Annotated in this window: 12 protein-coding genes; 6 read left to right on the top strand and 6 right to left on the bottom strand. The window is 34.9% G+C overall.

Features of this window, described 5'->3' with window-relative positions; genetic code table 11:
- Positions 1-36: 36 nt before the first annotated feature.
- From WBG07_RS17465 to WBG07_RS17455, 3 genes are read left to right on the top strand one after another with little or no spacing between them, the layout of a single operon-like run.
- A complete protein-coding gene (locus tag WBG07_RS17465) occupies positions 37-978 on the top strand; it encodes a glycosyltransferase family 4 protein (RefSeq protein WP_340203164.1) in 942 nt (313 codons plus the stop codon).
- The gene (locus tag WBG07_RS17460; RefSeq protein WP_340203163.1) at positions 968-2,251 is read left to right on the top strand and encodes a phenylacetate--CoA ligase family protein; all 1,284 of its coding nucleotides are present in this window, start codon (positions 968-970) and stop codon (positions 2,249-2,251) included. The genes WBG07_RS17465 and WBG07_RS17460 overlap by 11 nt, the downstream gene beginning before the upstream one ends.
- Positions 2,252-2,254: 3 nt before the next feature.
- Positions 2,255-3,649: a sugar transferase gene (locus WBG07_RS17455; RefSeq protein WP_340203162.1), complete on the top strand. Its 1,395-nt coding sequence runs from the start codon at positions 2,255-2,257 to the stop codon at positions 3,647-3,649.
- Positions 3,650-3,652: 3 nt separating this feature from the next.
- On the opposite strand, the gene lnt is transcribed toward WBG07_RS17455, so the two are convergent.
- Positions 3,653-5,242: an apolipoprotein N-acyltransferase gene (gene lnt / locus WBG07_RS17450; RefSeq protein ID WP_340203161.1), complete on the bottom strand. Its 1,590-nt coding sequence runs from the start codon at positions 5,240-5,242 to the stop codon at positions 3,653-3,655.
- Positions 5,243-5,409: 167 nt separating this feature from the next.
- On the opposite strand from lnt, the gene WBG07_RS17445 reads away from it, so the two are divergent.
- A complete protein-coding gene (locus WBG07_RS17445; protein WP_340203160.1) occupies positions 5,410-6,135 on the top strand; it encodes a CDP-alcohol phosphatidyltransferase family protein in 726 nt (241 codons plus the stop codon).
- Positions 6,136-6,139: 4 nt separating this feature from the next.
- Positions 6,140-7,015, top strand: coding sequence for a glycoside hydrolase family 25 protein (locus WBG07_RS17440; RefSeq protein WP_340203159.1), 876 nt, complete (start codon positions 6,140-6,142; stop codon positions 7,013-7,015).
- 1 nt (position 7,016) lies between these two features.
- Here the strand turns inward: WBG07_RS17440 and WBG07_RS17435 are convergent, their stop codons facing one another.
- The 5 genes from WBG07_RS17435 to WBG07_RS17415 all read right to left on the bottom strand — a co-directional run bounded on the left by WBG07_RS17435 (position 7,017) and on the right by WBG07_RS17415 (position 10,513).
- Entirely contained in the window at positions 7,017-7,520 is a 504-nt protein-coding gene (locus WBG07_RS17435) for a GNAT family N-acetyltransferase (RefSeq protein ID WP_340203156.1), read from the bottom strand.
- 31 nt (positions 7,521-7,551) lie between these two features.
- Positions 7,552-8,292, bottom strand: coding sequence for an LPS export ABC transporter ATP-binding protein (gene lptB / locus WBG07_RS17430; protein WP_340203154.1), 741 nt, complete (start codon positions 8,290-8,292; stop codon positions 7,552-7,554).
- A gap of 85 nt (positions 8,293-8,377) precedes the next feature.
- Entirely contained in the window at positions 8,378-8,731 is a 354-nt protein-coding gene (locus WBG07_RS17425; protein ID WP_340203152.1) for a carboxymuconolactone decarboxylase family protein, read from the bottom strand.
- A complete protein-coding gene (gene tatC / locus WBG07_RS17420; RefSeq protein ID WP_340203151.1) occupies positions 8,712-9,548 on the bottom strand; it encodes a twin-arginine translocase subunit TatC in 837 nt (278 codons plus the stop codon). The genes WBG07_RS17425 and tatC overlap by 20 nt, the downstream gene beginning before the upstream one ends.
- Entirely contained in the window at positions 9,548-10,513 is a 966-nt protein-coding gene (locus tag WBG07_RS17415; protein WP_340203150.1) for a KpsF/GutQ family sugar-phosphate isomerase, read from the bottom strand. Before WBG07_RS17415 ends, tatC begins: the two co-directional genes overlap by 1 nt.
- Before the next feature lie 83 nt (positions 10,514-10,596).
- Here WBG07_RS17415 and recQ point away from each other — a divergent pair, with 83 nt between their 5' ends.
- Positions 10,597-12,798, top strand: a complete 2,202-nt coding sequence (gene recQ, locus WBG07_RS17410) for a DNA helicase RecQ (protein ID WP_340203149.1) — start codon at positions 10,597-10,599, stop codon at positions 12,796-12,798.

Below are 12,798 nucleotides of genomic sequence, written 5' to 3'. Positions count from 1 at the left end.
AACCAAACCCCTACTACTATTGAAACTTTAGGGAAATTGCTGGAAGGGGAGGGATATACTATTTCATATGCTTCCTCCAAATCCAATATTTTTTTACGGTTTTTAGATATGTTATGGGCATGTATAAAGTATCGCAATCAGGTAGATCTTGTGCTTATAGATACGTATAGTACACTTAATTTCTACTATGCACTTGGCGTTGCCATGATGTGTAGCATTTTGCAATTACCGTATGTATGTATTTTACATGGAGGGAATTTAGAGAGTCGGTTACAGCATTCTAAGTTTCTTTCAGAAATTATTTTTAAAAATGCCAAAGAATTGGTGGCTCCTTCCCACTTCTTGAAATCGGTATTTGAAGAATATGGATATCCAGAAGTGCATTATATACCTAATACTATTAACATTGAAAATTACCCTTTTAAGCATAGAAAACAACTAACTCCCAAATTACTATGGGTGCGTTCTTTTTCCCAAATATACAATCCAAAAATGGCGGTAGATGTCACTTTAGCATTAATAAAATTGAAAGAGAAGCCTGCTTTGTGTATGGTAGGTCCGGAAAAAGATGGATCAAAAGCAGCTACCGAAGCTTATGCAAAACAAAATCAACTCAACGTAAATTTTACTGGAAAACTCTCCAAAAGGGAATGGGCGCAACTAGCTACAGAATATGATGTATTTATCAACACAACCAATGTAGATAATATGCCTGTAAGTGTAATTGAAGCCATGGCTTTAGGTCTTCCTGTGGTATCTACCAATGTAGGAGGAATTCCTTTTTTATTATCGGATAAAGAAGACGCTTTCTTAGTGGAGCCAGAAGACTCAGTAGCAATGGCTCAGGCAATTAAAGAGCTCTTAGAATCTCCAGAAGCGGTAGAAAGAATCACAGAGAATGCACGTTTAAAAGCGGCTTCTTTTGATTGGGAAATTGTTAAAAACAAATGGTTAAAAGTACTGGAGAATGATGCATAAATGGATTTTCAATATCGGGCAGCGACTTAGAAATCCATCCATGACTCAGTGGACTCAGTTTTTGTTGAATTCTGAACAATGGAGCCAAAAGGAGCTTGAAGAATATCAATTAAACAAGTTAAAAGAACTTGTCACTTTTGCATATCATCATTCTGTATTTTATAAAGAACAAATGGACGCAGTTTCCTTCCATCCTAAAGAATTGGAATCACTACAAGATTTAGAAAAACTTCCCATTTTAACGAAGGAAATACTCCTAGCTCAAAATACAAGAATCCATACCAATTTCCCCTTTAAAAAGAAGTTTTTAGCCGCTACTTCAGGCTCTTCGGGTAATTCATTAGCATTTTACAGAGATGAATCTGCAGATTCTTTTAACAGAGCTTCTATGTGTAGGGGCTATTCTTGGTATCATGTAAAACCATGGGAACGCAATGGCTATTTTTGGGGATTTAATTTTTCTTTTTTGAACCGTTTAAAGATGCAAATCTTAGACAGACTTCAAAATAGATTTCGCATTTTTAAATACGACGACGAGGATTTTGAAATCTTTGTTAAAAAACTTAAAAAAGCAAGATATCTTCATGGCTATTCTTCCATGATTTTTGAATCTGCAAAGCTCCTTAACCAAAAACAATTACCTAAACCCAACAGGCTTAAAATGGTAAAAGGCACCTCTGAAAAAATACTGGATAGTTATCAAGATGAGGTTATGCAGGCTTTTGGCTGTCCAATTATTAGTGAATATGGGGCTACAGAATCTGGAATTATTGCCTTTGAATGCCCTGAAGGTAAAATGCATATCAACATGGAAGGAGTGATTGTAGAAGAAATAAACAATGAAATTGTTGTTACCAATCTACAAATGAAGTCTTTCCCTGTAATTCGTTATAAATTAGGTGATTATATAGAACTGGCAGCTAAAGATGAGCTTTGCAAATGTGGAAGGGAACACCGTATTCTCAATGAGGTCACTGGAAGAATAGGGGCCAATGTTTATGGCAAAGTGAATATGTATCCTAGTCTTTATTTTTATTATATTTTTAAAAACCTTTCCATAAATCATCAACTGAAGCTTACGTACTTGGTGGAACAAAGAGATAAGGGAGTTTTACAATTCTATATTTTGGAAGAAATTTTATCAGAAGAAAAACAGTTGCTTGAAAAGGAGATCGTTAAATATTTTGGAAGTGATATTACGTTCACTATTAATAGATTAGAACAAAAATCTTCTAATACATCAAAAACAAAAAGTTTTATCTCTTATATTTGAGGCATGTCGGCTAATTCAGGTATTCATTTTGAAGTTTCAGAACGAAAAGTATTACTAAGAATATTTGATGTACTTAGTATGCTTTTAGGCTTGTATCTGGTAGGTACTATTTTTAATTTTGAATACTTTAGAATTACGGCGAATAATTGGGAGTGGATTTTTGTACTAATTATTTATTTCATCTTGCTTGCCAATGTGTTTGAGCTCTACGATCTTCAAAAATCTAGTAAGTTTGAAACTATTTTCCCAGATATTCTTATTGTAAGTTCTATTACCACTCTATTATATTTATTAACACCTTTTTTTACTCCGGTACTGCCAGAGAATCGCTTGCAAATTGTGTACTTTTTATTTGCTATAACAGCTTCTGTTTTACTTTGGCGATGGGCATACATTTTTTTTATTACCTCTCCTGTTTTTAATAAAAGGTATGTTCTTGTGGGGAATCTTCCACAAATAAAACTTATTCATGATGTTATAGTCAATACAAGCCATACCTCAACAGTATTAGGGTATTATAACTTAAATCCCGAATCTGATTTTCCTGATGATTTTCCTGAAATGAAACAAATTGACAAAGGAAGTTTGAAGGAAATAGTAGCTAAGAACAAAGTTTCAGAAGTTATTATAGCTCATAATGGAAAAGGCACTTTTAACAAGGAGTTATTTCAAGATTTAATAGCTCTTTTGGAAAATGGGATTCCTATAAGAGAGTATGCACAGGTATATGAAGAATTGACCAATAGAGTGCCTGTTCAATATGTTGGAAACGAGTTTTATAGGTATTTTCCATTTAGCAGAACGAATAAGAATAGATTGTATTTATTTTTAAACAGGGTAGTAGACATTTTTGCTGGAAGTTTAGGAATGCTGTTTTGTGGAATTTGTATTCCATTTATTGCGCTAGGCAATCGTATAGGGAGTAGAGGTGGATTGTTTTATACTCAAAAACGAACCGGAAGAAATGGTGTGCCATTTGATATTTACAAGTTTAGATCCATGGTTGTAAATGCAGAAGCAGATGGGGTTAAGTGGGCAGCTGAGAATGACACAAGAGTTACTCCTTTTGGAAAATTTTTACGAAAATCACGTTTGGATGAAATTCCTCAATTTTACAATGTTTTAAAAGGAGACATGAGTCTTATTGGCCCCAGACCAGAACGGCCAGAGTTTGTTGCAGAACTTTCTACTTCTTTTCCTTTTTATGAAACCAGGCATATTGTAAAACCGGGTATTACTGGCTGGGCACAGGTTTGTATTGCTTATGGTGCTTCTAAAGAAGATAGTTTAAAAAAGCTGCAATACGATTTGTATTACATAAAGCACCGTAGCTTTTTTCTGGATATAAGAATTATTGTAAAAACCTTAAGTACGGTATTGTTCTACCGCGGACGCTAATAACTATTTCTTTTTTCGGGCAAGCGCAAAGAGCAGTATAAAGCCTGCTAGTAAAACACCTAAGCGAGCAATATAATCGCCGTGCTTAACATAAAAAGTAATACTATCATTAAGAGAGATGTCATGTGAAATACTTCCTCTTTTCTCGTAACCTAATTCCTTTATAATGTCACCCTTAGGACTAATAAAGGCCGAGATACCGGTATTGGCACTTCTGGCAATACTCTTTCTGGTTTCTATAGCACGAAGACGGGCATAGCTTAAGTGTTGTTTGTGACCTTGGGTATTGCCCCACCAACCATCATTTGTAATGATAGCCAAAAAGTTAGCCCCCTTTTTTACGTATCCAGTGACAAATTCGCCATAAACAGATTCATAACAAATAATAGGACCAACTTTGAACTCTCCATTAGCAGATGAAAATACATTGCGATCTTCCTGTACACCCCTTACAGAGACGGTACCTCCTAAATCAATCATTACATTCCCCAATAGAGGGTCTAAAATATTTTTAAATGGAAACGTTTCTACTCCTACTACCAATTTTGATTTAATATAATAGGGGATTTCTTGGGTGCTTTTATTAAAGAATAGTGCGGCATTGTATAACTCTACCCAGTCACCTCTACTCGTTTTATTTGCATAAGGAGAGGGTTTTTCTTTTTGTTCATAAAGTTTAAAAAGATCTGCTCCCGTAAGAAAGTTGAGATTTGTGTATTGATTGGTCAATGCGTTTATAACAACCCTTTCTTTGGTAACCTTTAAATAATCTACAGAAGTTAGTTTGCTAAGAGAAGTTTCCGGAGCTATTAAAAAATCGGTTTTAGATAATTCATGTTTGCCAGCAATAGCTAATAAATCTGTTAATGATTCGTAATTTGTACGTCCGTATTTTTCGGTATAAGGATCTATATTTGGTTGTAAAACAACAACCCTAGCAGTTTTGTTTTCAGCTTCTTCTTTTTGATAGAGCCATAATGAAAGTATGATTGGAAATGCAATGATGAGTAAAGTACGAGCTATTCCAAAAGCTAGTTTCTTGGAATTTTTAGTGGCCAGAAACTGCTCTATTAACACAAAAAGAGCAATATTTACCATCCATACCCATAAGCTTCCACCAAAAATACCAGTATATTCATACCATTGAATCCATGTATAATATTCAGAAAAAACATTTCCTAGATTAAGCCATGGCCATGAAAAAGCCCACTCCAGATGTAATTGTTCAAATGCCATCCAGACAGCTGGGAGATAGATGAAATGTATTTTTTTAGGAAATTTTTTCGCTACAAAATGGTAGCTTAGAAAAACCAGAGACATAAACAATGAATTCACCAAAACGGCAAATAACATTCCAAATATGGTTGAGTTCCAGAGCCACCAGGTAGAAAGACCGTTCCATACTAAAAATGTGAGATAAGCACAAGCCAATAATTTCCATCCTTTTTTCTTAAAGGATGCATTTCTTATATTTTTCTCAACGAGCAGCAGGGGTACAAATGCGATAAAAATAAAAATGGCAAATCCGTAAGTGGGCCATGCTGAGGCAAGAAGCAAACCTGAAATAAAAGCAAGCACTAAATTTTTATTCATAGGAGCAAGGATGCATTTTTTGTTGGTGCAATAATACAAAACAAAATAGATTACCGCAGTACGAACCTTACTTCTATCAAAATATTAACTTTTTCTAACTTAGAGAAACCCATTCTGTACTTTTTAGTTAAATTGCATTGCTGCAGAAGCCAAATAAAAGATAATTCATGAAAAAATTTATTCCCAATCTACTTACTTTACTCAATCTTTTTTGTGGTTGTATTGCGATTGTTTTTGCAACAGAAGACAATCTTGAAATGGCTGCTTTATTTGTTTTTCTAGGTATATTTTTTGATTTTTTTGATGGTTTTGCAGCTCGAATACTAAATGCTCAGAGTGAATTAGGATTGCAACTAGATTCATTAGCCGATATGGTAACTAGCGGTGTAGTTCCCGGGGTTGTATTGTTTAAACTATTGCATCTGGCTGAGCCAGAATGGCACTTTTTTGAATATGATTTTGCAAGTTCTTCTTATTTGCCGTATGCTGGTTTTCTGGTTACTTTGGGAGCGGCATACAGATTGGCTAAATTCAATATTGATGAGAATCAGGTAGATTCATTTATAGGATTGCCTACTCCTGCATTTACCCTTTTTGTTTTATCGTTACCATTGATTATTTCTTATCAAGGCAATGATTTGATGAACAGTTTAATTGTCAATAAATGGTTTTTATTAGCAGTAATTGCCTTTGGAGTATTTGTAATGAATGCCCCCATTAAATTGTTCGCATTAAAGTTTAAGAATAGTTCATTCAAGGATAATGCAGTGCGTTACACATTTCTTCTATTAAGTATTGTTTTATTAGTGGTGCTTCAGTTTGCGGCGATTCCTTTAATCATTATTCTATATATTTTACTATCTGTACTGGTAAATCGCGTTTTTAAGGTCTAGAAGCATGCCAGAGTCAGGAAGGTCTATCCTAAAAAATAGAATAAAGAATACTTCAAGAGCCTCAAAGCCAAGAATAAAAAGGAAAAAGGTTAAAAAAAACTTTTCAGCGGGTAAATACATCTTATTGCCTTTACTGTTAGCGGGTGTTATGTTTGTAAGTTGGCATTATAGATATCCAATCTATTATTTTATTACAAAAGCTACTGCTAATGATCGTAAGCCTTCCATTACCAATGAGATGCGAATTTTTGATGTATTGAACGCCCATAAAGACAGAGTAATTGGTTTTGATGTTTCTCAATATCAGGGAGTTATTGACTGGAAGAACCTTCAAAATGTACAAGATAGTTTTCAGCTAGATTTTGTGTTTATTCGCGCTACTGCGGGTAGAAATGTAACCGATAGAAAGTTTAGACGTAATTGGAGACAAAGTAAAAAACAAGATTTCATAAGAGGGGCATATCATTATTATCGGCCTAATGAGAATTCTATTTTGCAAGCAGATAATTTCATTAAAGCAGTTAAACTAGAAAAGGGAGATTTGCCTCCTGTATTGGATATAGAATCCATGCCTAATATTCAAAGTATGGATAGTTTGAAAAAAGGATTAAAAAGATGGCTAGGTAGAGTAGAGGCTCATTATGGAATAAAACCCATTATCTATACGAGCAATAGTTTTTATAATGACTACCTCTACGAAGATTTTGAAGAGTATAGTTGTTGGATTGCAAATTATAATTTTTATGTGGAGACCATAGACAGAGACTGGGACTTTTGGCAATTTACAGAAGAAGCCTTTATCAATGGCATAGATGAAAAGGTGGATTTGAATATTTACAAAGGTTCTAAAACGCAGTTAATGAAAATGCTAAAGAAATAACTCAAGAACGCCAGGCATATCTTCTTATGCGAGCTTTTCCTCCGCCAGGAACATACTCTTCAATAGTTTCCATGTGTTTACCTCCCAGGTTTTCATAAAATTTAATAGCTGCAATATTTTGATCAAAAACCCAAAGGTACATGGCTGTGGTGGTAGAGAGCGATTGCGCAGTTTTGAGAGTATCCAGAAATAGTTTTTTCCCTACCCCAGTTCCTTTTAATTTTGGATGCACATGAATATTATCTAGCAAAGCGCCCCATTTTTCATCATGATTTGGAATAAGGCAAACAAACCCTATAAGTTTCTTGTCTTTTTCTGCAAGTAATACACGATAATCTATAGAATCTTTAAACCTTTCCTGCCAAACCAATAAACGATTGTTTTCTACTTCTTGGGTAAGAAATTTTTCAGACAAAATAGCACTATAGGCGTCCTGCCAACTCAATGCATGCAATGCAGCAATACTAGTTGCGTCTTCTACGTTTGCCTTACGATACGTAATCATTGGTATGAGAGTATTCTAGGAAGATTTGCTTTTAAAAATCTAATTTCTTTTTTCTAAGTTCAAAATTTTGACCCAAATATACTTTTCTAACCATTTCATCTGCCGCCAATTCTTCAGGCTCTCCAGCTTTTAGAATGCTCCCTTCAAACATTAGGTAAGAACGTTCTGTAATGGCAAGCGTTTCCTGTACATTATGGTCTGTAATTAAAATGCCTATATTTTTATTTTTTAATTGGGCAACAATACGTTGAATATCTTCTACCGCTACAGGGTCAACCCCAGCAAAGGGTTCGTCTAGTAAAATAAATTTAGGATCGGTTGCTAAGGCTCTGGCGATTTCGGTTCTACGACGTTCGCCACCAGACAAAAGGTCACCGCGGTTCTTTCTAATATGTCCCAAACCAAACTCTTCAATGAGGCCTTCCATTTTTAACAGTTGTTCTTTTTTGGAAAGCTTGGTAAGTTGTAACACACTTAAGATATTATCTTCAATACTCAATTTACGAAAAACAGAAGCTTCTTGAGCGAGATAGCCAATTCCATTTTGTGCTCTGCGATACATGGGAAATTTAGTAATTTCCATATCGTCTAGAAATATTTGTCCTCCATTAGGTTTAATCAGTCCTACAATCATATAAAAAGACGTGGTCTTTCCAGCACCATTAGGCCCTAACAATCCCACGATTTCTCCACGATTTACTTCTAAAGAAATGCCTTTTACAACCTTACGGCCTTTATAGGATTTCATGATATTATCTGCCCTGAGCTTCATAAATGGATTAAATTGTTGCTAAAATAGTTAAAACGATGCGATCACTGGAAGGTTTTTGAGTTACTTTAACACCTTGTGTACTTGTTTATGCCTGAGAATTTTCAAGCGCATCCCAGAATTCATAAGCACGTCTTAGATGCGGAATTACAATGGTGCCGCCTACCAATGTTGCAATAGACAAGGCTTCAATTACTTCTTCTTTCTTTAAGCCTTCATTATAACAAGTCTCTAAATGATATTTAACACAATCATCACAGCGCAATACGGTAGAGGCTACCAAACCTAACAATTCTTTCGTTTTTACGTCAAGAGCTCCCGCAGCATATGCATTGGTATCCAGATTAAAAATGCGTTTAACAATTTTATTATTATCTTCAAGAATACGTGTATTCATACGTTCACGGTATTCATTAAATTCTTCAACTATATTTTTTGACATGTTTTTTCATTTTTCGTTCCTGATTTCTGATCACCACTTTAGAAATATAAATACTTATTTCATAAAGTACTAAAATAGGAATAGCAACTACTATCTGGCTGGCAATATCGGGTGGTGTAATTATAGCAGAAAGAATTAGCACCAGCACCAAAGCAAATTTTCTGTATTTCCTTAGAAACTCTGGGGTTACCAATCCTATTTTGGTAAGGAAATAAATAATAATGGGTAATTCAAAAACAAGTCCACAAGCAATTACGGAAGCCCTTATAGTAGAAATGTAAGAACTTAAATCAATATCATTAAAGACCTCCTTACTCACTTGATAGTTGGTAAGGAAGTTTATGGATAATGGTGCTATCAAATAATAACCAAATAAGACCCCACTAAAAAACAACATAGATGCGATAAAAATAAAACCACGGGCGTTCTTACGCTCATTTTCATATAAACCAGGACTTATAAATCGCCATGCTTCGTAGAGAATGTAAGGAAAAGATATGATGAAGCCTGCCCAAATAGCAGTCCAGATATGCGCAGAAAATTGACCTGCCATAGTACGACTTTGAATTCGGAAATTAAGCTCTTTACTGCAAAAAGCTTCTTCTAAGCCAATAGCTTTAGAAATATCGCAGAATACTTGATAAGTGATGAAATCTGGGTTTTTAGGACCAAACAAAATAACATTAAAGATAAAGTCCTTTGCTAAAAAGGCGCCAATGCCAATAATAACTACAGCTATGGTAGCTCTGATAAGGTGCCATCTTAAATCTTCAAGATGGTCCAGAAAAGACATTTCTTCAGGATTTTTTTCTGCCATTAGATAATTCCTTCTTTTATAAGATTATGAATATGTATTACCCCCGAGTACTTGTTTTTTTCTTCTACCAATAATTGAGAAATACCATTAGCTTCCATCACGTCCAATGCATCCACTGCCATGGCATCTGCTTTAATACGTTTTGGGTTGGTAGACATAATATCATTAGCCGTAAGTACACTAATGTCATCATATTTATTTAGCATTCGTCTAATGTCTCCATCAGTAACAATACCTATTATTTCATCATTTTCAGTCACGGCAACAACGCCTAACATTTTCTCAGACATTTCTACAATTACCTGTTTAACATTTGAATTTGCAGATACTTGAGGCTTCATATTTGCAGAAGAAATGTCATGAACCCTTAAATAGAGTTTCTTGCCTAAGGCCCCTCCGGGATGGTATTTGGCAAAATCTTTACTGCTAAATCCTTTTAATTCAAGCAGGCAAATAGCAAGTGCATCTCCTATAACTAATTGTGCTGTAGTACTGGTTGTAGGAGCTAGATTGTTAGGGCAGGCTTCCTTTTCAACATAAGCATTTAGTACATAATCTGCCTGTTGCCCCAAAAAGGAATCTTTGTTAGACGTAATAGCCAACAAGTGATTACCTCCGTTTTTTATTAAGGGAACCAATACTTTAATTTCTGGGGTATTCCCACTTTTTGAAATACAAATAACAACATCACTAGACTGAATGGTACCCAAATCTCCATGAATAGCATCTGCTGCATGCATAAAAATTGCAGGCGTTCCTGTAGAGTTCATAGTGGCAACTATTTTCGTAGCAATGATAGCGCTTTTTCCAATTCCTGTAATAACAACTCTTCCTTTAGAATCGTAGATAAGTTTAACGGCATCGGCAAATTCATCATCAAGTAAAGAAGATAGATTTTTAATAGCATCTGCTTCCGTTTCTATAACCTTTCTGGCAACAGAAATAATGGAATTTTTACGGCTCAAAGTTTTTGATTTTTTGTTTTGTAAAATTAAAGATTGTTTTATCTTTAATAATACAAATGTATGTAAAATAGTAAAACTAGAGAATGGGAATAGCGGAATTTGATTTGCACGCATCATTAAAAAAATATTTTGGATTTAGTAAGTTTAAAGGGTTACAGGAAGATGTTATAAAAAGTATCATAAATAATGAAAATACCTTTGTTATTATGCCAACTGGGGGAGGTAAATCCCTTTGCTATCAATTACCTGCACTAATTAAAGAAGGAACAGCGATTGTAGTGTCTCCTTTGATTGCTTTAATGAAAAATCAAGTAGACGCCATTCGTGGGATCTCCTCAAATGATGGTGTTGCACACGTGTTGAATTCATCACTTACTAAATCTGAAATAAGACAGGTGATGGATGATATATCTTCTGGGGTTACCAAATTGCTTTATGTAGCGCCGGAATCACTTACAAAAGAAGAATATGTTGAGTTCTTGAGAACGGTAAAAGTATCTTTTGTGGCCATAGATGAGGCACATTGTATTTCAGAGTGGGGACATGATTTTAGACCGGAATACCGTAATCTAAGAACTATTATTCAGCGTTTAGGAGATAATATCCCTGTAATTGCACTTACTGCTACAGCTACTCCAAAAGTTCAGGATGATATTTTAAAGAATTTGGCAATAAGTAATGCCAATACCTTCAAGGCTTCTTTTAACCGTCCAAATTTATATTATGAAATTCGTCCTAAGACTAAAAATGTAGACGCAGATATTATTCGGTTTGTAAAGCAAAATCAAGGAAAATCTGGTATTATTTATTGTCTGAGTAGAAAACGGGTAGAAGAATTAGCACAGGCGCTTCAGGTAAATGGTATTTCGGCAGTGCCTTATCATGCAGGTTTTGATGCTAAAACAAGGTCTAAACATCAAGACATGTTTCTAATGGAAGATGTAGATGTAGTAGTTGCTACTATTGCTTTTGGGATGGGTATTGATAAACCAGATGTTCGTTTTGTTATTCACCACGATATACCCAAAAGTATTGAAAGTTATTATCAGGAGACTGGAAGAGCGGGTCGTGATGGAGGAGAAGGCCATTGTTTGGCTTATTACTCCTACAAAGATGTGGAAAAGCTGGAAAAGTTTATGGCTGGGAAACCAGTGGCAGAACAAGAAATAGGACATGCCTTGTTACAAGAGATAGTTTCTTATGCAGAAACCTCTATTTCAAGGCGGAAATTTATACTGCACTATTTTGGTGAGGATTTTGATTCTGAAACCGGTGAAGGAGCAGATATGGATGACAATGTGCGGAATCCAAAAAAGAAAAAAGAAGCCAAAGAAGACATGGTAAAACTACTAACCGTAGTAAGAGATACCATGCAAAAATTTAAAGCTAAAGAGGTAGTAAATACGCTTATTGGCAAGACAAATGCCTTGATTAATTCGCATAAAACCGATGAAAAACTCTTCTTTGGTATTGGTGACGATAAAGAACCAAGACATTGGATGGCTTTGATAAGGCAAGCTTTAATAAAGAAGCTTCTTAAGAAAGAAATTGAAACTTACGGAGTACTTTTCTTAACAAAATTGGGTGAAGATTTTATAGCGAATCCAGTATCTTTTATGATGACGGAAGATCACGTCTTTGAAGATGGAAAGGATGATGGAATTGTTACAGCTTCCAAATCTGGTGGAGTCGCAACAGATGAAAAGTTATTGAAGATGTTAAAGGATCTGCGAAAGAAAGAAGCCAAAAAGCACGGGGTGCCACCTTTTGTAGTATTCCAGGACCCTTCCTTAGAAGACATGGCCTTAAAATATCCAATAACCAGAGAAGAACTCATCAACGTTCATGGTGTTGGAGAAGGAAAAGCTAAAAAGTATGGAAAACCATTTTTAAGTTTTATTGCCACTTATGTGGAAGAAAATGATATTATACGTCCAGATGATCTGGTTGTAAAGAGTACAGGTTCTAACTCTGCTCTTAAGCTATATATAATTCAAAATGTAGATAGAAAGCTTCCTTTAGATGATATTGCAGCCGCTAAAGGATTAACTATGGATGATCTTATCAAGGAAATGGAACAAATTGTCTATAGTGGAACCAAATTAAATATTTCTTATTGGATAGATGAAATTCTTGACGAAGATCAACAAGAAGAAATTCATGACTATTTTATTGAGTCTGAAAGTGATAAAATAGCTTTGGCGATAGAGGAATTTGAAGGGGATTATGAAGACGAAGAAATGCGTTTATACCGCGTCAAATTTATAAGTGAAGTTGCCAACTAA

This window comes from Ascidiimonas meishanensis (assembly GCF_037782385.1).
Lineage (GTDB): Bacteria > Bacteroidota > Bacteroidia > Flavobacteriales > Flavobacteriaceae > Ascidiimonas > Ascidiimonas meishanensis.
Note: the sequence above shows the minus strand (reverse complement) of the source record. Positions and strands in the feature narration are given on the sequence as shown.

Excerpts from the sequence above, each read along its gene's own strand:
- WBG07_RS17445 (WP_340203160.1), top strand. The coding sequence starts at position 5,410 with ATGAAAAAATTTATTCCCAATCTACTTACTTTACTCAATCTTTTTTGT.
- WBG07_RS17435 (WP_340203156.1), bottom strand. The coding sequence starts at position 7,520 with ATGATTACGTATCGTAAGGCAAACGTAGAAGACGCAACTAGTATTGCT.
- lnt (WP_340203161.1), bottom strand. The coding sequence starts at position 5,242 with ATGAATAAAAATTTAGTGCTTGCTTTTATTTCAGGTTTGCTTCTTGCC.
- WBG07_RS17455 (WP_340203162.1), top strand. The coding sequence starts at position 2,255 with ATGTCGGCTAATTCAGGTATTCATTTTGAAGTTTCAGAACGAAAAGTA.
- tatC (WP_340203151.1), bottom strand. The coding sequence starts at position 9,548 with ATGGCAGAAAAAAATCCTGAAGAAATGTCTTTTCTGGACCATCTTGAA.
- WBG07_RS17440 (WP_340203159.1), top strand. The coding sequence starts at position 6,140 with ATGCCAGAGTCAGGAAGGTCTATCCTAAAAAATAGAATAAAGAATACT.
- recQ (WP_340203149.1), top strand. The coding sequence starts at position 10,597 with ATGGGAATAGCGGAATTTGATTTGCACGCATCATTAAAAAAATATTTT.
- WBG07_RS17425 (WP_340203152.1), bottom strand. The coding sequence starts at position 8,731 with ATGTCAAAAAATATAGTTGAAGAATTTAATGAATACCGTGAACGTATG.
- lptB (WP_340203154.1), bottom strand. The coding sequence starts at position 8,292 with ATGAAGCTCAGGGCAGATAATATCATGAAATCCTATAAAGGCCGTAAG.
- WBG07_RS17460 (WP_340203163.1), top strand. The coding sequence starts at position 968 with ATGATGCATAAATGGATTTTCAATATCGGGCAGCGACTTAGAAATCCA.